The organism is Duganella sp. P38 (assembly GCF_050859475.1).
GTDB lineage: Bacteria > Pseudomonadota > Gammaproteobacteria > Burkholderiales > Burkholderiaceae_D > Rugamonas.
On the sequence record NZ_CP193936.1, the window covers coordinates 114,215 to 134,407 of the forward strand.

The 20,193-nt window shown below is 64.5% G+C and carries 12 protein-coding genes; 5 read left to right on the forward strand and 7 right to left on the reverse strand.

Features of this window, described 5'->3' with window-relative positions; translation table 11 throughout:
- Positions 1-103: 103 nt before the first annotated feature.
- From rfbH to ACRQ5J_RS00490, 5 genes are read left to right on the forward strand one after another with little or no spacing between them, the layout of a single operon-like run.
- A complete protein-coding gene (gene rfbH, locus ACRQ5J_RS00470) occupies positions 104-1,195 on the forward strand; it encodes a lipopolysaccharide biosynthesis protein RfbH (RefSeq protein WP_432383557.1) in 1,092 nt (363 codons plus the stop codon).
- 4 nt (positions 1,196-1,199) lie between these two features.
- Positions 1,200-1,799: a hypothetical protein gene (locus ACRQ5J_RS00475; protein ID WP_432380655.1), complete on the forward strand. Its 600-nt coding sequence runs from the start codon at positions 1,200-1,202 to the stop codon at positions 1,797-1,799.
- Positions 1,799-2,566, forward strand: coding sequence for a hypothetical protein (locus tag ACRQ5J_RS00480; protein WP_432380656.1), 768 nt, complete (start codon positions 1,799-1,801; stop codon positions 2,564-2,566). Before ACRQ5J_RS00475 ends, ACRQ5J_RS00480 begins: the two co-directional genes overlap by 1 nt.
- 6 nt (positions 2,567-2,572) lie before the next feature.
- Positions 2,573-3,160 carry a dTDP-4-dehydrorhamnose 3,5-epimerase gene (gene rfbC / locus ACRQ5J_RS00485; protein ID WP_432380657.1) on the forward strand — a complete coding sequence of 196 codons (588 nt, stop codon included), beginning with the start codon at positions 2,573-2,575 and terminating at the stop codon, positions 3,158-3,160.
- The gene (locus ACRQ5J_RS00490) at positions 3,157-4,098 is read left to right on the forward strand and encodes an NAD-dependent epimerase/dehydratase family protein (protein ID WP_432380658.1); all 942 of its coding nucleotides are present in this window, start codon (positions 3,157-3,159) and stop codon (positions 4,096-4,098) included. Before rfbC ends, ACRQ5J_RS00490 begins: the two co-directional genes overlap by 4 nt.
- Before the next feature lie 97 nt (positions 4,099-4,195).
- On the opposite strand, the gene ACRQ5J_RS00495 is transcribed toward ACRQ5J_RS00490, so the two are convergent.
- From ACRQ5J_RS00495 to ACRQ5J_RS00525, 7 genes are all read right to left on the reverse strand, one after another.
- Positions 4,196-4,981, reverse strand: a complete 786-nt coding sequence (locus ACRQ5J_RS00495) for a glycosyltransferase family 2 protein (RefSeq protein ID WP_432380659.1) — start codon at positions 4,979-4,981, stop codon at positions 4,196-4,198.
- A gap of 17 nt (positions 4,982-4,998) precedes the next feature.
- Positions 4,999-6,366 carry an HlyD family type I secretion periplasmic adaptor subunit gene (locus ACRQ5J_RS00500; protein WP_432380660.1) on the reverse strand — a complete coding sequence of 456 codons (1,368 nt, stop codon included), beginning with the start codon at positions 6,364-6,366 and terminating at the stop codon, positions 4,999-5,001.
- A complete protein-coding gene (locus tag ACRQ5J_RS00505) occupies positions 6,339-8,489 on the reverse strand; it encodes a peptidase domain-containing ABC transporter (RefSeq protein ID WP_432380661.1) in 2,151 nt (716 codons plus the stop codon). The genes ACRQ5J_RS00500 and ACRQ5J_RS00505 overlap by 28 nt, the downstream gene beginning before the upstream one ends.
- A gap of 189 nt (positions 8,490-8,678) precedes the next feature.
- Positions 8,679-14,999, reverse strand: a complete 6,321-nt coding sequence (locus tag ACRQ5J_RS00510) for a heme utilization protein (RefSeq protein ID WP_432380662.1) — start codon at positions 14,997-14,999, stop codon at positions 8,679-8,681.
- 717 nt (positions 15,000-15,716) lie between these two features.
- Complete coding sequence (locus tag ACRQ5J_RS00515) at positions 15,717-16,103, reverse strand: hypothetical protein (RefSeq protein ID WP_432380663.1); 387 nt, start codon at positions 16,101-16,103, stop codon at positions 15,717-15,719.
- 162 nt (positions 16,104-16,265) lie between these two features.
- Positions 16,266-17,276, reverse strand: coding sequence for an IS110 family transposase (locus ACRQ5J_RS00520; protein WP_432378393.1), 1,011 nt, complete (start codon positions 17,274-17,276; stop codon positions 16,266-16,268).
- A 267-nt stretch (positions 17,277-17,543) separates the two neighbouring features.
- Entirely contained in the window at positions 17,544-20,162 is a 2,619-nt protein-coding gene (locus ACRQ5J_RS00525; protein WP_432380664.1) for a polysaccharide deacetylase family protein, read from the reverse strand.
- Between the last annotated feature and the right edge of the window lie 31 nt (positions 20,163-20,193).

Here is a 20,193-nt window from a genome sequence, read left to right on the forward strand (position 1 = left end):
GTCGGCGCACCGGAAATGGCACTGATGGTCGAGGCCTCGCTGGACGCCCTGGCTGACCACCGGCCGCTTCAACGACCAGTTCGAGGCCAAACTGGCCAAGCTGATCGGCGTCGACTTCCTGATCACGGTCAACTCCGGCTCGTCGGCCAACCTGGTCGCCTTCAGCGCGCTGACCTCGCCCAAGCTGGGCGCGCGCGCGATCCAGCAGGGCGACGAGGTGATCGGCGTGGCGGCCGGCTTCCCCACCACCGTCAACCCGATCATCCAGTTCGGCGCGGTGCCGGTGTTTGTCGACGTCGAGCTGGGCACCTACAACATCGACGTCAGCAAGCTGGAAGCGGCGATCTCGCCCAAGACCAAGGCCATCATGCTGGCCCACACGCTGGGCAACCCGTACAACCTGGACGCGATCACCGCCATCTGCAAGAAATACAATCTGTGGCTGATCGAGGACTGCTGCGACGCGCTCGGCTCGACCTACCACGGCAAGATGGTCGGCACCTTCGGCGACATCGGCACCATGTCGTTCTACCCGGCGCACCACATCACCATGGGCGAAGGCGGCGCGGTGTTCACCAACAACGCGGAGCTGAAAGCCATTGCCGAATCGTTCCGCGACTGGGGCCGCGACTGCTACTGCCCGCCCGGCAAGGACAACACCTGCGGCAAGCGCTTCTGCCAGTGCTTCGGCACGCTGCCGCCCGGCTACGACCACAAGTACACCTACAGCCACCTCGGCTACAACCTGAAGATCACCGACATGCAAGCCGCCTGCGGCCTGGCGCAGATCGACCGCGCGGCCGGGTTCATCCAGTCGCGCAAGGACAACTTCGCCTACCTGAGGGACCGCCTGAAATCGTGCGAGGAATTCCTGATCCTGCCGGAAGCCACCGAGCACTCGGACCCGTCGTGGTTCGGTTTCCCGATGACGCTGAAGCCGGAAGCCAATATCGCCCGCGTCGACCTGCTGACCTATCTGGACCAGCACAAGATCGGCACCCGTTTGCTGTTCGCCGGCAACCTGGTGCGCCAGCCGTACATGCAAGGCCGTAATTTCCGCGTCTCCGGCGAGCTGACCAACACCGACCGCGTGATGAACGACACCTTCTGGGTCGGCGTCTATCCGGGCCTGGACCGCGCAATGCTGGACTTCGTGGTCGACAAGCTGGAAGCCTTCTTCGGCGTCAATTTCTAACACCATGCATTCTTACGTCGAACCCTTCCGCTCGGTCCTGCCGCCGAACGCGCGCCTGCTGGTACAGGCCGGCGCCAACGACGGCGCGCTGGTGCGCGACTACCGCGCGCTGTATCCGGCCTCCTGTACGCTGGTGGTGGAGGCCGACCCGGCGCGCGCGCAGCAGGCGCGCGACTACGCCGAGCGCGTCTACCTGGCCGACCTCGACACCGCGGGCGCGGCCTTCTACAAGCAGCTGGAATGGGCCGACGGCTGGTACTTCGACGCCACGCTGGAACAGTACGCCAACCCGCTGCACGTATTGCAGCAGGTGCGCAAGGTGATCCAGGTCGACGCCAGCATTGTCGCCCGCGTCGCCAACCGCAACTACTGGGAGGCACCGGCCACGCCGGCGCGCCATGCCTGGTCGCTCGACGAGATGCTGGCGGTGTTCCAGTACGCCGGCTTCCGTGTCGTCAGCGGCGTGCTGCTGAACCCGGCGGCGCTGCCGCCCGCCATCGAGGCCGGCCTGCGCCAGCAGGCCGCCGCCAGCGGCGTGGCGCCGGAAACGCTGCTGGACGCCGCCCAGCCATCCCATTACCTGATCAAGGCCGTCCCCGCGTGATGAACGAGAAACCGCTCTTTTACTGCATCGCCCACGCGCCGTTCAACTGGCAGATGCCCGACTTCATGACCATGCTCGGTTCCGGCGATTACGTGCCGGAAAACGGGCTGGCGATGAGCAAGCTGCTGTCGCCGGAAGAGGCGGCGCGCAACCGCTACCTGGGCGAGTACCTGGCGATGTTCGAAATCCGCCGCCAGCTGATCGCCAGCAAGGCCGAGGGCTTCGTCGGCTTTTGCCACTACCGCCGCTTCGCGCTGACCGAGCCGATCGGCGTGCTGACCGGCTTCAACTATCACGCCCATCCGGACATGCTGGCGCAAGTCAAGCCGGAGCATTTCTATGGCGACGGCAAAACGCCGATCGTGCCGATTTCGGTATCGTTCGCAGGCAGCGTGCTGCGTCAGTACGATGCGCATGCCTTTACGCGCGACCTGCTGATGTTTTTCGGCGACGCAATCGACTGCGGCGTCATCACCAACCGCGAAGCGGCCGAGTTCCTCAGCAACCCGTCGTTCATCACGGCGCCGACCGTGGCCTACATCCCGGTACAGTGGTTTGTGGAAATCGTGCACGACCTGGAACTGGTGATGTCGCGCTACTTCCGCCATCACTATGTGCACCGCCCCGGCTATGCCGACCGCAGCATGGCCTTCAGCTGCGAGCGCCTGCAAGCTTTCCTGCTGGCCAAGCGCATCGCCGCGTGGGGCCCGGACAAGGTCATCGCCCGCGCGCTGGTGCGACTGGACGAATCCTACGCGCGGACCTGAGCCATCATGAAGATCGTTGCCACCGCCATACCCGGCTGTTTCCAGATCATCACCGACATCCGCCGCGACGATCGCGGCAGCTTCGTCAAGGTCTTCCACCAGGACATTTTCCGCGAGCATGGCCTGGCGACCGACTTTGCCGAGGAATACTATTCAACCTCGCAGCGCGGCGTGATCCGTGGCCTGCACTTCCAGACGCCGCCGCATGACCACGCCAAGCTGGTGTACTGCACGCAAGGCGCGGTGCTGGACGCTGCGCTCGATCTGCGGCGCGGCTCGCCGGCCTACGGCCAGCACATCACGCTCGAACTGAGCGCCGAGAACGGCCACATGCTGTACCTGCCGGCCGGCCTGGCGCACGGTTTCTGCTCGCTGACCGAGCTATCGCTGATGACGTACAAGGTCACCACCACCTACGCGCCGCACAACGACGGCGGCGTGCTGTGGAATTCGGCCGGCATCGCCTGGCCGGTGCAGGAGCCGGTCATGTCGCCGCGCGACCGCACCTTCCCCACGCTGGCGGAGTTCGACTCGCCGTTCGTGTTCGATGCGGCGACGACGCCTGCCGCTGCGGACGCCGGAGCCGGCGCATGAGCGGCGCGCAGGCCGAGGCAACTGCCGGCGCGCCGCCAGGCGCGGCCGCCAATGCTAAACCGCGCCGCGCGCTGGTCACTGGCGCCTCCGGCTTCGTCGGCGCCGCGCTGACGCGCAGGCTGCTGGCCGACGGTTGGGAGGTGCACCTGCTGCTGCGCGCAAGCTCGGCCGCCGACGCCCTGCCGCCGCAAGCCCACGTCCACCGCCTCGACGGCAGCACGCTGCAACTGCTCGACATCATGCGCGCCGCCGCGCCGGACGTGGTGTTCCATCTGGCCTCGCTGTTCCTGGCGGCCCACAAGCCGGAAGACGTCGAGCGCCTGGTCAACGCCAACCTGCTGTTCGGCACCCAGCTGGTGGAAGCCATGGCTGCCTGCGGGGTGAAAAAACTGGTCAACACTGGCACGTCCTGGGAACACTACGAGGACCATCCCTACAATCCGGTCTGTTTGTACGCTGCCACCAAGGCTGCCTTCACCGCGCTGCTGCACTTTTACACCGAGGTGCACCAGCTGCGCGTGGTCACGCTCAAGCTGTTTGACACCTATGGCGCCGGCGACACGCGGCCCAAGGTGCTCAATCTGCTCAAGCGGGTGGCCAACGAGGGCACCTCGCTCGGCATGTCGCCCGGCGGGCAGCTGGTGGACCTGGTGTATATCGATGATGTGCTGGACGCCTTCGTGCTGGCCGCCGGGCAGCTGGACACGCAGGCCAACGCCATCGAGGAATACGGCGTGTCCAGCGGCAAGCCGCTGCCGCTGAAGGATATCGCCGCGCTGTATGCGCGGGTCAGCGGCAAGCCGTTGAATATCGAATGGGGCGGCCGCCCGTACCGCGAGCGCGAGGTGATGGTGCCGTGGCACAGCTATCGCAGCGTGCCGGGGTGGCAGCCGAAAGTGGCGCTGGCCGAAGGCCTGGCCCTATTCCACAACACCTGACCCTCGTCGTTCCCGCGCAGGCGGGAACCCATGCTGAGTATCATGCACGCGCTCCATGGATTCCCGCCTGCGCGGGAATGACGGGGGGGGGCGGGGATCAGCAGTGGGCCAGGTCCACCACCACGCCGGCGCTCGCCATCAGCGCCTGCCGCGCGCGGCGCGTCTGCTCGTTCGGCGCGGGATGCTTGCGGTACAGTTGCAGCATCACCTCAACAATCTTGTCATCGCGCGAATTACCACGACGCATATTCTCCGGCGCCGTCGCCGCACTCTTGTGGATCACCACGCCGTCAGTATCGAAATGCACCAACTGCCGGCCATGCATCGCCGCCAGCAGGAAGTCCCAATCTTCATAAATAATCAGGCCGGCCTCGTTGCGCACGCCGCGCAGCACATCGCTGCGATAAGCGATGCAGCTATTCGGAATGCGGTTGCGCACGTACACGCTATCGAACGTCACATCGGCAATCGACACCTTCTGCCCACCCGGCAGCGGCGCCGGCGGAAACACCGTGCGGTCCTCGTTCTGCACATGGAAATCGTGAAACAGCAGCGCCGGCTTATCGACCAGCAGCCGCGCCTTCAGCAGGGCCAGATGGTCCGGGCGATAGGTATCGTCGTCGTCGAGGAACAGGATGTATTCGCCATCGGCAATCGCCAGCCCCAGGTTGCGGCTGGCCGCCGGCCCCGGCACGCCGGTGCCGCGCAGCACATAGTCGAAGCGCTTGTCGAGCTGGGTCAGCTGCTGGTACGGCGGCAGATAGCCCGGCGTGTCGGACACCACCACCACCTTGAAATCCTGGCAGGTCTGCGCGATCAGCGACTCCAGCGTGCGCGTCAGCAGCAGCGGCCGGTCATGGGTAGGGATGATAATGGTAAACAACAGTACGACTCCCGTAATCAAGGTTCGCGTATCGATTCGTCCAGCGCCCGTGTCAGCGGGAACAGCAGGTAGGACATCACCGTGCGGTGGCCAACGACGATCTCGGCCGTCACCGTCATGCCCGGCAGCAGGCGGGCGCCGGCCGGCACCTTGCGCAGCTGGCCGGTGTACGGAATCCGGCTCAGGTAGTAGGCGTCGGTGCCGCCGCCGCTTTTCTCGCTGTTCTCGCGCTTGAACGAATCCTGGCTGATGAAGCGTACCTTGCCTTCCAACATGCCATGTTCCTGGAACGAAAACGCATCGACCTTGATATGCGCGTTCAGGCCCGGCTTGATGCGGCCGATGTCGAGCGAATCGATCTGCACTTCCGCCTCCAGCTCGGCGCCCAGCGGCACCAGCGTGAACAGCGGCTCGGCCTCGCGCACGATGGAGCCGACCGACAGCTTGCCGATCTCCAGCACCACCGCATCGGCCGGCGCCACCATCTGCACCGCCTTGGCGCGCTTGTCGGCCTTGGCCAGCTGCTCGCTGATGCTGTCGCGTTCGCGGCTGGCGCTCAGCAGGTCTTCCATCGACTTTTGCCGCCAGCTGCGCTCGAAGGCGGCGCGCTCGGCTTCGAGCGAGGCCAGCTCGCGCGTCATCTCGATCGCCTTGTTTTTTTGCAGGTCCATGTCGCGCTCGACTTCGAGGCGGCGGTCGCGCGCTTCCAGCAAGTGCATCTTGGCGCCAAACTGCTCGGCCATCAGCTGCTCCTGCATCGCTTCCACCTCGCGCAGCGACTTCACGCGCTGCGCCAGGATGCCCTGGTCGTGCTTGTTGGTTTCCAGGCTGGCGCGCAGGCGCGCGATGTTCTGCTCCATCTTGCTCTTCTGCGCCTGGTAGTTGGCCTTGCGCTCGCTCGACAGCTGCGCCTGCAACTGGGCGTCGTCGCTGGAGCCGGCGCCCGGTTCGGTGCCCGGCTTGCCGCTGATTTCGGAACGCAGGCCCGAGGCCTGCGTGTCCAGCGACTCCAGCCGCTGGCGCAGCTGGCTTTCATCGGCTGCGGTGAAGGTCGGGTCCAGCGTGGCCAGCAGCTGGCCCTTCTTGACGATCTGGCCGACGCGCACGTCGATGCTCTGGATGATCGAGGTGTCGAGCGGCTGCACCACGATGTTCGGCAGCGGATTGACCAGCTTGCCATGGGCGATGATGATCTTGTCCACCGGCGACACCGAGGCCCAGACGATGAAGAATACGAAGGCGGCCAGCAGCAAGTGCAGCGTCAGCCGCACGGACTTCGGCAGCGGATTGCGCTCGATGGCGTCCGCATCCGGCAGGAAGTCGATTTCGGTCTCGTCCTTCTTGCCGCGCTTGAAGTTTAAAGGTGACTTGTTTGCTGGTTCCATAAGTGCTGGTATGTTTCGCTACGGGTAAGCAGTTCTTCGTGACGGCCGGAATCGACCAGCGTGCCCTGGTGCATGACCATGATGCGGTCGGCATTGACCAGCGTCGACAGGCGGTGCGAAATCATCACCACCGTGCGGCCCACCGCGATCTTCGACAGGTTGCTGATGAAGATGGCTTCGGATTCCGGGTCCAGCGCCGAGGCGGCCTCGTCGAGGATCAGGATACGCGGCCGCGCCACCAGCGTGCGCGCGATAGACAGGCGCTGCTTCTGCCCGCCCGAGAGGTTGGTGGCGTTTTCCTCCAGCACAGTATCGTAGCCCTGCGGCAAGCGCTCGATGAACTCGTCGGCGCCGGCGGCCTGCGCGGCCGCCACCAGTTCCTCGAACGTGGCGTCGGGCTTGGTGACGGAGAGGTTCTCGCGCACCGTGCCGCGGAACAGGAAGTTCTCCTGCAGCACCACGCCGATCTGGCGCCGCAGGTGCGGCAGCTCGATCTCGCGGGCGTCGATGCCGTCAAAGCGCACCAAGCCCTCCTGCAGCGGATACAGGCCCTGGATCAGCTTGGTCAGCGTGGTCTTGCCGGAGCCGGAACGGCCGACGATGCCCACCACCATCCCCTGCTGGATCGTGAACGAGGCCTTGTTCAGCGCCAGGTTCTGCGCGCCCGGATAGCGGAACACCACGTTGTCGAACTTGATCTCGCCCTGCAGCACCGGCCGCAGGCCGTTGGCGCCCGGGCGGCCTTCCGGCGCGCGGTTCATCACCTCGCCCAGCATGCGCACCGACAGCGCGGTCTCCTGGTATTCGTTGACCAGGCCGACGATGGAAATCAAGGGCTGCGTCACGCGGCCGGACAGCATCTGGAAGGCGATCAGCGCGCCGACCGTCAGCGTGCTGTCGAACACGTCGGCGGCGCCGACGATGATCAGCGTCACCGGCATCAGCTTGCCGAGGAAATCGGTCAGCGAATTGCCGGCGATGGAAATCTGGCCGACGCGGAAGTGCATGGTGATCGCCTCGGCCGAGCGCTGGTCCCAGATGCGCCGCTGCGACGGCTCGATCGCCAGCGCCTTGACCGTGCGCATGCCGTGGATGGTTTCCACCAGCATGCCCTGGCGCTGGCCTTCGGCCGTGTACAGCGCGTTCAGGCGGCGCTGGAAGGTCGGCACCATGGCCAGCACGATGCCGCCGATCATGGCGGCAAACAGCAGCACGATCATGGTCAGCTTGAACGAGTAGCTGAACAGGATGGGAATGAACACCACCAGCGCGATCAGGTCGAGGCCGGTCATGAACAGGCGGCCGGTGAGGAAGTTGCGGATCTTTTCCAGCTGCTGCATGTGGCGCGTGACCACGCCAGCGCTGGTGGTTTCGAAAAAGTCGATCGGCAGCGACAGCAGGTGGGCGAACACGCGGCGCGTCGGCCGCATGTCGATCTTGTTGGAGGCGGCCAGCGTCAGCGTCTGGCGCAGGAAACCGAAGGTGGAGTCGAACACCAGCGCGGCGACGATGCCCACGCCCAGCACCTGCAAGGTGGTCACGCTCTGGTGCGTCAGCACCTTGTCGATCACCAGCTGGAAAAAGATCGGCGAGGCCAGCGCCAGCAACTGCATGGCGATGGCGGCGATGAAGATGTCGCGGAACGCCGCCTTCTGCTTCAGAATTTCCGGAATGAACCAGCGCAGGCCGAACGGCTGGTTGGGATCGGTCAGCCTGTGCTGGCGTTTGACGAAGATGACGTCGCCGGGCCAGCGCTTCTCGAACGCGCTGCGCGGCACCATCACCACCTGCGCGTGGGCGCCGGCCGGATTGAGCACCGCCACCTGGTCTTCGGCGCCGTCCGCGCCCGGCTTGACGCCGACGATGATGATCATATTGCCGTCGATCAGGCGCGCCATGATCGGGAACACGCCGCCCTGCGCCATCAGGCGCGACCAGGTCAGCTTGTCGGCCTTGGCTTTCAAACCGATATCCGAGGCGATGCGCAGCAGCGCGCCGGTGCTCGGTTCCTCCGCCCGCAAGGCGTTTTCATCGATGATCCGCTCAGGGTTGATTTGCAGGCCATGATGCTGCGCGATGGCAGTCAGACACTGAATCGCGGTATGGGGGAATTTATCTTGCATAAGCCTGTAAAGGTGAAAGCTTGCATTCGCGCACTATGGTGCCAGCGTTGGGATTCTAACCCAGCACCACCGTTCGCTGCGCCTTTTCTGTTGTAGAAAAACAAGTGCTTTCACCCTGCTGTTCGACAGCTCAAAAAAAACGGCAAGGCCCGCAGGCCTTGCCGTTGTTGACGCTAGTGCGCGCGCGGCTTACTTGGCAGCCAGGAAGCCTTGACCGTGGTTGCCACCGAGCAGCGCTTTCAGGCGCTGGGTGTCTTCGGTCGACGCCTGGTTGGACGCGGCGGTCAGCTGGTTGTCGTAGTTGCCGATGGCGCTGGCCAGGGCAGCCACCGAGGCGTTGGTTGCGCCCGGCACTTCCAGCTTGGCGGCGGCCGGCGCCGACGCTGCTGCGTTGAAGCTCGACAAGGCACCCGACAGGCTGCTAACCGAGCTGGTCAGCGAAGTCGAGGTGCTGTTCACCGCGAACCAGACGTCGGCTGCCGCGTGGGTCGCGCCATCGGCCGTCTCGAAGGTCGAGGTCAGGCCAATGGTGTTGCCATTGTTCTTGGTGCCATCGACCGCGACGTTGTTCAGGTTCAGCTTGGTGATGCCGAGGTCGCTGAGCGACTTCAGTTCGTCCGCGCTGCTGATGCCGTCGCCGTTGCCGTCAACCCACACTTGCAGTTTGCTGAAGGCGCCGTCGTTGGCGTCGATCACGCCGTCGCCGTTGGCGTCCAGTTCGGCCAGGGCCTCGTAGCCGTTCGACGCTTTCGAGCCGTTGGCCAGCGTGGTGCCGGTGCCGAACAGTTCGCTACCGTCGTTGATGCTGCCGTCGCCGTTGCGATCCAGTACCAGCAGGCCATCGCCGCCGCCGATCCAGCCGGCTTGTTCCTTGGTGCCGTCGGCATCGAGGTCGAAGCTGACGCCGTTATTGGCGGCCACGGTGGTGATGCCGTCGCCTTTCAGGTCCAGCACGATCGGCGAGATGCCGTGGGTCGCGTTGAACAGGGCATTGGCCTGGTCGGTGCTCATCGCCTGAACCTGGGTCGACGTCAGCGCATTGCCTTGTGCCGAGCTCAGGTTCTTGATCTGGCCGGTGGTCAGCGCCACGATCTGCTTGGTGGTCAGTTGCACCAGTTGCTGCGTGCTCAGCGCCTTGAACGAGGCGGTGGCCAGCGCTTGCAGGTCGGACGTTTCCAGTGCCACGATGCTGGCGGTGGACAGGGCACGCAGCTGGTTGCTGCTCAGTGCGTTCAACTGGTTGCTCGACAGCGCCACGACCTGATTGGTGGTCAGGCCGGCGGCGATGGCCGCGGTGCTCAGTGCGGCCACCTGGCTGGTGCTCAGCGCCACGATCTGGTCGGTCGTCAGCGCGGCCACCTGGGTGGTGCGCAGGGCAGCCACCGACGAGGTTTTCAGCGCGCCGAGGTCGGCCGTTTCAATCGCGGTCACCGAGGCGTTGCTCAGGGCGCTCACTTGCGCGCTGCTCAGCGTGCCGACCTGGTTGGAGCTCAGGGCGACGATCTGCGCGGTGGTCAGGCCGTTGGCCACTTGCGAGGTGGTCAGCGCGGCGATGTTGTTGGTCGACAGGTTGTTCACCTGGTTGGTCGTCAGCGCCTTCAGCTGGTTGGTGCTCAGCGCGGCGATGGCGGCGGTCTTCAACACGTTCAGGTCGGCCGTTTCCAGGTTGGCGACGGCGGTGGTCGACAGCGCCGCGATTTGCTGCGAGTTCAACGCGGCAGCTTGCGTGGTGGTGAAGGCGGCCACCTGGTCGCTGTTGAGGGCGGCGAAGGACGCGGTGCTCAGCGCAACGGCCTGGTTGGTGGTCAGCGCCGCCACTTGCGCGGTCTTCAGCGCGGCGATCTGGGCGGTTTTCAGGCCAACGATGCCGGCGGTGCTGATGCCACCGATGTCAGCGGTCTCGATGGCGCCAACGCTGGCGGTCGAGAAGGAGCTGATCTGCGCGGTGGTCAGCGCGCCGAATTGCTGCGAGGTCAGCGCGACAACCTGGTCGGTGGTCAGGCCGTTGGCAATGGCGGCGGTGCTCAGCACGGACAGCTGCGCGGTGGCCAGGCCGTTGACTTGCGCGGTTTTCAGCGCGCCCAGCTGGGTCGAGGTCAGCGCCGAGAACGAGCTGGTCTTGATCGAGGCGATGTCAGCGGTTTCCAGCGCGCCCACCGAATTCGTGCTCAGCGCAGCGACTTGCGCGCTGGTCAGCGCATTGGCTTCGGCGGTGGTCAGGGCGACGACCTGGTTGGTGGTCAGGGCCTTGATCTGATTGGTGGTCAGGCCGGCGATGGCAGCGGTTTTCAGCGCGGCAAAGTCGGCGGTTTCCATCGCGGCAATCGCGTTGGTCGACAGCGCGGCCACTTGTTGCGTGGTCAGCGCGGCAGCCTGGTTGGTGGTCAGCGCGACCACCGCGTCGGTGCTGAGGACAGCCGCCGAAGCGGTGGTCAGGGCAACGATCTGGTTGGTGGTCAGCGTAGCAACCTGGCCGGTTTTCAGCGCGGCCAGCTGCGCCGATTTCAGCGCGGCGATGCCGGCGGTGGTGATGCCGCCGATGTCGGCCGTCTCGATGGCGGCGATGCCGTTGGTCGAGATAGCGCCGATCTGCGCGGTGGTCAGCGAGGCGAACTGCTGCGAGGTCAGTGCGACAACCTGGTCGGTGGTCAGGCCGTTGGCGATGGCGGCGGTGCTCAGCACGGACAGCTGTGCGGTGGCCAGGCCGTTGACTTGTGCGGTCTTCAGCGCGCCCACTTGTGCGGCGGTCAGGGCCGAGAACGAAGCGGTCTTGATCGCGGCGATGTCGGCGGTTTCCAGCGCGCCAACAGCGTCGGTGGCCAGCGCTGCTACTTGCGCGCTGGTCAGCGCATTGGCTTCAGCGGTGGTCAGGGCGACGACCTGGTTGGTGGTCAGCGCCTTGATCTGGCCGGTCGACAGGCCGGCGATGGCGGCAGTCTTCAGCGCGGCAAAGTCGGCGGTTTCCATCGCAGCGATGGCGTTGGTCGACAGCGCGGCCACTTGTTGCGTGGTCAGCGCGGCAGCCTGGTTGGTGGTCAGCGCGACAACCGCGTCGGTGCTCAGGCCGGACACCGAAGCGGTGGTCAGGGCAACGATCTGGTTGGTCGACAGCGAAGCAACCTGGCCGGTTTTCAGCGCGGCCAGCTGGGCCGATTTCAGCGCGGCGATGCCGGCGGTGGTGATGCCGCCGATGTCGGCCGTCTCGATGGCGGCGATGCCGCTGGTCGAGATAGCGCCGATCTGCGCGGTGGTCAGCGAAGCGAACTGCTGCGAGGTCAGCGCGACAACCTGGTCGGTGGTCAGGCCGTTGGCGATGGCGGCGGTGCTCAGAACGGACAGCTGTGCGGTGGCCAGGCCGTTGACCTGTGCAGTCTTCAGCGCGCCCACTTGCGCGGCGGTCAGGGCCGAGAACGAAGCGGTCTTGATCGCGGCGATGTCAGCGGTTTCCAGCGCGCCCACCGAATTCGTGCTCAGCGCAGCGACTTGCGCGCTGGTCAGCGCATTGGCTTCGGCGGTGGTCAGGGCGACGACCTGGTTGGTGGTCAGCGCCTTGATCTGATTGGTGGTCAGGCCGGCAATGGCGGCGGTTTTCAGCGCGGCAAAGTCGGCGGTTTCCATCGCGGCAATCGCGTTGGTCGACAGCGCGGCCACTTGTTGCGTGGTCAGCGCGGCAGCCTGGTTGGTAGTCAGTGCGACAACCGCGTCGGTGCTTAGGCCGGACACCGAAGCGGTGGTCAGGGCGACGACCTGGTTGGTGGTCAGCGAAGCAACCTGACCGGTTTTCAGCGCGGCCAGCTGCGCCGATTTCAGCGCGGCGATGCCGGCGGTGCTGATGCCGCCGATGTCGGCCGTCTCGATGGCGGCGATGCCGTTGGTCGAGATAGCGCCGATCTGCGCGGTGGTCAGCGAAGCGAACTGCTGCGAGGTCAGTGCGACAACCTGGTCGGTGGTCAGGCCGTTGGCGATGGCGGCGGTGCTCAGCACGGACAGCTGTGCGGTGGCCAGGCCGTTGACTTGTGCGGTCTTCAGCGCGCCCACTTGTGCGGCGGTCAGGGCCGAGAACGAAGCGGTCTTGATCGCGGCGATGTCGGCGGTTTCCAGCGCGCCAACAGCGTCGGTGGCCAGCGCTGCTACTTGCGCGCTGGTCAGCGCATTGGCTTCAGCGGTGGTCAGGGCGACGACCTGGTTGGTGGTCAGCGCCTTGATCTGGCCGGTCGACAGGCCGGCGATGGCGGCAGTCTTCAGCGCGGCAAAATCAGCGGTTTCCATCGCAGCAATCGCGTTGGTCGACAGCGCGGCCACTTGTTGCGTGGTCAGCGCGGCAGCCTGGTTGGTGGTCAGCGCGACAACCGAATCGGTGCCCAGGCCGGCGATGCCGGCGGTGGTCAGCGCAACGATCTGGTTGGTCGACAGCGTGGCGACCTGGCCGGTTTTCAGCGCGGCCAGCTGCGCCGATTTCAGCGCGGCGATGCCGGCGGTGGTGATGCCGCCGATGTCGGCCGTCTCGATGGCAGCGATGCTGGCGTTCGAGAAGGCGCTGATTTGCGCGGTGGTCAGGGCAGCGAGTTGTTGCGAGGTCAGCGCGACAACCTGGTCGGTGCTCAGGCCGTTGGCGATGGCCGAGGTGCTCAGCGACGCCAGTTGTGCGGTGGCCAGACCGTTGACTTGCGCGGTCTTCAGGGCGGCAACCTGGCTCGACGTCAGTGCGGCGAACGAAGCGGTCTTGATCGCGGCGATGTCAGCGGTTTCCAGCGCGGCCACCGAATTGGTGCTCAGCGCGGCAACCTGGGCGCTGGTCAGCGCGGTCGCTTCGGCGGTGGTCAGGGCGACCACCTGGTTGGTGGTCAGGGCCTTGATCTGATTGGTGGTCAGGCCGGCGATGGCGGCGGTCTTCAGCGCGGCAAAATCGGCGGTTTCCATCGCGGCAATCGCGTTGGTCGACAGCGCGGCAACTTGTTGCGTGGTCAGTGCGGCGGCCTGGTTGGTGGTCAGCGCAACGACAGCGTCGGTGCTCAGGACAGCGGCCGAAGCGGTGGTCAGGGCGACGACCTGGTTGGTGGTCAGCGAAGCGACCTGGCCGGTCGTCAGCGCGCCCAGCTGGGCCGATTTCAGCGCGGCGATGCCCGCCGTGGTGATGCCGCCGATGTCGGCGGTTTCAATGGCAGCGATGCTGGCGGTGGCGAAGGCGCCCAGTTGCGCGGTGGTCAGCGCGGCGAATTGTTGGGACGTCAGCGCCACCACCTGGTTGGTGGTCAGGCCGGTAGCGATGGCGGCGGTGCTCAGCGAAGCCAGTTGCGCGGTGGCCAGGCCGTTGACTTGCGCGGTCTTCAGCGCGCCCAGCTGGTTCGAGGTCAGTGCCGAGAACGAGGCGGTCTTGATGGCGGCGATGTCGGCGGTTTCCAGCGCGCCAACGGCGTCGGTGGTCAGCGCGGCCACTTGCGCGCTGGTCAGCGCGGTGGCTTCGGCGGTGGTCAGGGCGACGACCTGGTTGGTGGTCAGGGCCTTGACCTGATTGGTCGACAGGGCGGCGATGGCGGCGGTCTTCAGTGCGGCAAAGTCGGCGGTCTCCAGCGCGGCGATGGCGTTGGTCGACAGCGCGGCAACTTGCTGCGTGGTCAGCGCGGCAGCCTGGCTGGTGGTCAGCGCAACGACGCCGTCGGTGCTCAGGCCGGCCAGCGAGGCGGTGGCCAGCGCCACCACCTGGTTGGACGACAGCGTGGCGACCTGGCCGGTGGTCAGCGCGGCGACCTGACCCGATTTCAGCGCGGCGATGCCGGCAGTAGTAATGCCGCCGATGTCGGCGGTCTGGATGGCGGCCACGCTGGCGCTCGAAAGGGCGCCCACTTGCGCGGTGGTCAGCGCGGAGAATTGCTGCGAGCTCAGCGCGACAACCTGGTTGGTGGTCAAGCCGTTGGCGATATTCGCGGTGCTCAGCGCCACCAACTGGCTTGACGCCAGCGACTGCACTTGGTTGGTGGTCAGCGCGGAAACCTGGGTCGAGGTCAGGCCAGCCACGGAGGCGGTTTTCAGGGCGTTCAGGTCGGCGGTTTCCAGCGCGACGATCTGGTTCGTGCTCAGCGACGACAGTTGCGCGCTGGTCAGCGCGGCGGCACTGGCGGTGGTCAGGGCCACGACCTGGTTGGTGGTCAGCGCCTTGACCTGGCTGGTCGACAGGGCGGCGATGGCGGCGGTTTTCAGCGCGGCGAAATCAGCGGTTTCCAGTGCCACCAGGCCATCGGTGGTCAGCGCGGCGACTTGCTGGGTCGCCAGCGCGGCGGCCTGGTTAGTGCTCAGCGAAACGATCTGGTCGCTGCTCAGCACACGGATCTGGTTGGTGTTCAGGCCACCGATGGCATTGGTGCTCAGCGCGCCGATGTCACGGGTGCTCAAGCCTTTCAGGGAGGTGGTGGTGATGGCGCCGATCTGGAGCGAGCTGAACACAGCTGCTTGCTGCGTGGTGAACGCACCGATCTGGTCCGAGCTCAGCGACGCCATATCGGCCGTCGTCAACGCACCGATTTGTTGTGTAGTCAGACCAGCAATCTGGTCCGTAGTAAAGTTTGACGGAGGGACAGCCATTTGTATTTCTCCTGAAAGGCGCTGATATCGATTTTTTGTGCAAAAAGCGGCGGCGACACCTTGATACGTCGCTTCCGAATTCTCTATTAAGCGGCCTGACGGCCGTCCTGAAGTGCTGCTGCGTTACTGGTGTTGCCGAGTCGACGCATATCATTCTTAACGTCAACAAAGTTGCGGACTTTAGTAAACTGCGTTCAGCCTTATTTCTTTTTTACAACTAGTTAAAATTAACAGTTACACAGTATTGTGACGCAGCGTTTTTTGGGTGCGCATGAAACCTGTTTACGTAGAAGGCGACCAAAGCAAATCTTCCACTAAGCAAACATATTCCCGTGAGTGAAGTTTATCTGCGGCCTCGGTTGCGCGTGCTAAGTGACTGAATTAACTTGATATTCACTTAAGCCAAGCATGCCGCACAGCAATAAATATGGGGTCTACGGTCGCTCAGTATAGCTCAGCTAATTGCCCTTAAGAATTTATTTCGGCGCCTGTCTCATGCTTGCAACCATTTCCATAGTCAATATTTTCAGCACACTAAATCTGAAAATTCATTCAGGTTAGTAATAAGAAAATGTAAATTATCGTAGTAGAACGGCACGCTTCACTGTGCACCACGCGTATGACAAGGGAATGACGCAGGGCAACTAGTTATCTGGAAGCGAGGCGGCGGCGCCAGACCAGCAGCGCGATGGTGACGCCCAACAGCAACAGCGCCAGCACATTCAGCACCACCACTGCCTGCTTAAATTGCAACACCAAGCCAATGCTGACGCCAGCCTTGACGCTAAAGCCGGTGCCGGCGAAGGGGAAATAGCTGACCGACTGGACAGCGTAATACGGCAGTGCGGCCCACAGCCCGGCCGGGTGGCGGCGCAGCGACAGCACGGCGGCGACAAAGCCCAGCATCGCCGTGCCGAACGCCACGGTGGCGGTTTGCCCGTCGAGCGGCTCGCCGAGCAGGCCGAGGCTGACGGCCAGCGCCAGTCCGCTATTTAACAAAAGGACCCTGGCGGCCCATTTATCCACTGCCTGCATCATCGCTCGTCACCGCACGTTTAAATGGCGCCGGCGGCCGTCAGACGGCGCCCGGCGGCGCGGCCAGCGCGCGCCGCTGATTGTAACCGCAAGGCAAGTGACAAAGTAAGCGCCGGCATGTGCCCGCAAGTGCGGACATATCGCACGACTGGCAATCCGGGGTCAGATACCGTCTTGAATAGCAAGCCCTTTTGAAAGGTAATTGGCGTCAAAGGGCTTGCCGGTACGAATGACACCGTAGATGAGATGCACGAGCTTATGCATCACGGCGCCGATCACGGCTTTTTTCGCCATGCCATTATTCGCCAGGCGCTGGGCAAACTGGTGTAGTAGCGGGTTGTGGCGGCTTGCCACCATGCCGGGCATATAAAGCGCGGCGCGCATTGAGGTGCTGCCCTTGCGGCTGATGGTGGTGCGCCCCCGAAGCGAGGTTCCTGAGCTGCGCTGGCGTGGCGTCACGCCGAGAAATGCCGCCAAGGCCTTCGCGTTGCCGAAGCGCCGAATGTCGCCCAACTGGCCCAAGATGCGAGCTGCGGTGGTGTTACCAATGCCTGGAATACTGGTGATGAGCTGCGCGTCGTGCTTGAGGCCGGGATGGCGGTCGATGTGGTCATCCACGTCGTCTTCCAGTTGCTTGATCTCGGTGTCAAACCAGGCAATGAGCAAGCGCGCGTGCTCAGCCACCTCGCCCATGCCGCTGGCCTCATAGCTTTCCAGCCGGTTGCGTTCCTGCTGGCGCATATCCTTCAGAGCCAGTATCCGCTGCGACCACGCACGCAACTGACGTTGCTCCAGCGGAGCGGGCGCCCACGTTGCCGGCGCCATCGCCGCGCAGTAACGTGCGATCAATGCTGCGTCCGCCTTGTCGGTTTTATTGCGCAGGTTCTCGCTCTGGCCAAAGCCCTTGATGCAGCCCGGATTGACTACGCTCACGGCAAGCCCGGCATCATAAAGCGTGGTCGCCACCTCCTCGAAATACACACCGGTCGCTTCCATGCAGACCCGTAATGCCGCCTTGGGTAACTTGGTCTTGTCCAGCCATTCCAAGAGCACCTGATGGCCTGCGGCAGAGTTATCTATGACCTTGCTCTTGATCTTGCCGTTCACTAGCAGGGCCACGTCGAGCTTTTTCTTGCCGACATCGATCCCCACGATTGCTGTTGAGCTATCCATTTTTGACCTCTCTCGTATGCGGGCTTACGCGCGAGGCGATGACCCAAGATACCGTTCGGACTTTTAAAATGAAACAGGCAGGGGCACCAATCTGACCCACGGGCTCAATGGCCCAAATTCTGATCGGCATCACCCTGCCTGACCACCTCCGTCACTTTATCCGATGATGGGGCGGTATGCTCAATATACGAGGTCTGACATTCGCACACGGGCTCAACTGCGCAGCAGTTGAGCCGTGTGCAATGTCAGACCTGACCCGGATTGGGGTTACAGCTTTTTCAGCTGTTCGCGGGCGTAGGCGGCGCTTGGGTGGTTGGGCGCCAGTTCGAGGAAGCTGGCGTAGGCTTTGCGCGCCTTGTCGGCGTCCGCCTGCTTCATCCGCGCGTCGCCCAGATTGAGATAGGCGATCGCGCGCGAGGCGTCGATCTGCACCGTGTTTTCAAACCAGCGCGCCGCTTCGGCGTATTTTTCCTGCTTGTAATAGACGAAGCCGAGGTTGTTGGCGGCCAGGCCGAAGTCGGGACGGTATTTCAACGCTTCGGTGAACGCCGCTTCCGCTTGCGCGTATTGCTTCTCTTTGTAGAGCTGCAAACCCCTGTCGTTGGCCCGCTGCGCCAGCTGGCGCGCCGAGGCGTCCACCGGCTTCGGCGCGGCGATTTTTTGCTCGCCGCCTTGCAGGTTTTTGATGACCACCGTGTTGCCGTCGGCCTGCTGGCTGCGGCCCGTGTCGAGCTTGCTGTTGAGGGCGATGGCGTCGGCCGGCAGCTGCGCCGATTGCGCGCTGAGGAATTCCGCCTCCACCGGCAACTGGAAGACGAATTCGCCGCCCTCCGAACCCGGCAGGCTGCCGAACGCCGGCGTCTGCTGCGAGACGCTGGAAACCGCCGGCGCCACATACGCGGCCAGTTCGGTGGCGGTGATCAGGCCGTCGCCGTTGAGGTCGGCCTTGCCGTTGAGCGCCTGTAACAAGGTCCAGGTGAATACCGAGTGCCCGCCCGGGCCGCCGTCGGCCACCATCTGGTCGGCGCCGCCGGCCGTCAGCATTTGCCGGCCGATGCGGCGCGCATTGTCGCGCAGGAAGGCGTTGCTGCCGCCGCCGCGCGTGAGGCCGAGGCCGCTGTAGCAGGCGTCCATGACGAAGAAGACGTGCTTGGCGTTGAGGCTTTCGGCGATGTTTTGCAGGTCGGTCATCGGGATGGCGTCGACGCCGACTTGCTGCGGATCGGAATCGGCCGGGATGATGTAGCCAAGATTGCGCCCCGACGATAGCTGGCGCGTGGCGCCATGGCCGGCAAAGAACACGAAGATGCGGTCATCCTTTTTGAGCCTGGCCTCGGCCAGCTTGTCGTGGAAGACCGCCAGGATGTTGTTGCGGGTGGCCTCGCCGTTGGTCAGCGTGAATACGCGCTCGCTGTCGAAGCCGAATTTGCCGACCAGCGTTTCGCGGATCGCCTTGGCGTCCTGCACCGCGTATTGCAGTTTCGGCCATTTCTGATAATCGTTGATGCCGATTACCACCGCGTAGCTGTTGGCGTAGCCGGTGCTGACGGCGAGCTTTTCCGGCTCCGGCTGCTTGGAGCCCTTGGCCACCCTGAAGTCCGTGCCGTCCCAGCCGGCGAAGCTGTAGCCGTCGGCGATCAGCTTGTCCAGCACCATCGGCAGCGCCTTGACGCTGCGGTCGTGGATGTCGTGGAACAGGATGATGCCGCGCTGCTCCTTGTTGAGCGTGGTCAGCACGCGGTTGGCGATCGAGCTCGGCACCGGATCGGCCCAGTCCATCGAGTCGACATTCCACATCACCGAGCGCAGCCCCAGCTTGGACAGCACCGCCATGCCCTCGGCGTTGCGCGCGCCGTACGGGAAGCGGAACAGCGGCGAGCGGCGCTCATCGGCCGCCTTCAGCGCGTTGTCTGCGTTGGCGATTTCGCCGTACAGCTTGTCGCCGGTCTGCTTCGACAGCAGCGCGTGGCTGTAGCTGTGGTTGCCGACCGCGTGGCCGGCGTCGATCAGCCGCTTGCTTTCGCCCTTGTAGCGGCTGACGTTCTGGCCGACCTCGAAGAATACGCCCGGCACGTTGTACTGCTTGAGGATGGCGGCGATTTCCTCGGTGTAGCTGCCATGCGGACCGTCGTCGAAGGTCAGCACCACGGTTTTCGGCGGCAACCCGGTGCCGAAGATTTCCTTGGCCGGCGCGGCGGCCGGCGGTTCCGGATACGGCACGATCACGCCGTAGTCCTTCATGATCTGCTCGCGGCTGTACAGCTTGCGCAGATGGGCGATGTAGTCTTCCCACTTTTCACGCTTGGGCGTGATGGCGCGCGCGTCGAAGCGCGAGAAGATGTCGCTGATTTCTTTGTCGTACTGCTTTTCGATATCTTCCAGCGCCGCCAGGTCTTCGCTGACGCGCTTGTGCAGCTTGATGGCCGGCAGCGTCTGGTCGGCCGCCGCCAGCTTTTGCAGCTCCAGCAGCACTTCGCGGAACGCCAGCCGGTCGGCGTCGAACAAGCCCTCCGCCGATTCGATGTACGACAGCAGCGCATCGGCGGCCGCGTCGCGCTGGGCCGGCGGCAGCGCCTGCGTCTGCGCCAGCAGCGGCTGGATGCGCGCCAGCCGCTCCAGATTCTCGTGGAATAGCGACTGGCCGACCTGGTTGGCGGCCTTGCGCTCGGTGTCGCTCAGGCTCTTTTCATCGGCCAGCAGCACGATGACCTTGCGGTAATTGGCCAGCAGCGCCTGCAATTCGGGCACGATGGCGGGCGCCGTGGCAGCGTTGGCGGCGCTCTGGGCCGCCGCCGGCGCTGCGGCTGGCGTGCCGCGCAGCACCACATAAGCGCCGCCGGCGGCCAGTGCGGCCACCACGGCCGCAATCATCAACTTGGATTTCATCAGCAATTCTTTAAAGCAATGGAATCCGCAT

Excerpts from the sequence above, each read along its gene's own strand:
- ACRQ5J_RS00515 (WP_432380663.1), bottom strand. The coding sequence starts at position 16,103 with ATGCAGGCAGTGGATAAATGGGCCGCCAGGGTCCTTTTGTTAAATAGC.
- ACRQ5J_RS00475 (WP_432380655.1), top strand. The coding sequence starts at position 1,200 with ATGCATTCTTACGTCGAACCCTTCCGCTCGGTCCTGCCGCCGAACGCG.
- ACRQ5J_RS00500 (WP_432380660.1), bottom strand. The coding sequence starts at position 6,366 with ATGGAACCAGCAAACAAGTCACCTTTAAACTTCAAGCGCGGCAAGAAG.
- rfbC (WP_432380657.1), top strand. The coding sequence starts at position 2,573 with ATGAAGATCGTTGCCACCGCCATACCCGGCTGTTTCCAGATCATCACC.
- ACRQ5J_RS00520 (WP_432378393.1), bottom strand. The coding sequence starts at position 17,276 with ATGGATAGCTCAACAGCAATCGTGGGGATCGATGTCGGCAAGAAAAAG.
- ACRQ5J_RS00490 (WP_432380658.1), top strand. The coding sequence starts at position 3,157 with ATGAGCGGCGCGCAGGCCGAGGCAACTGCCGGCGCGCCGCCAGGCGCG.
- ACRQ5J_RS00525 (WP_432380664.1), bottom strand. The coding sequence starts at position 20,162 with ATGAAATCCAAGTTGATGATTGCGGCCGTGGTGGCCGCACTGGCCGCC.
- ACRQ5J_RS00480 (WP_432380656.1), top strand. The coding sequence starts at position 1,799 with ATGAACGAGAAACCGCTCTTTTACTGCATCGCCCACGCGCCGTTCAAC.
- ACRQ5J_RS00505 (WP_432380661.1), bottom strand. The coding sequence starts at position 8,489 with ATGCAAGATAAATTCCCCCATACCGCGATTCAGTGTCTGACTGCCATC.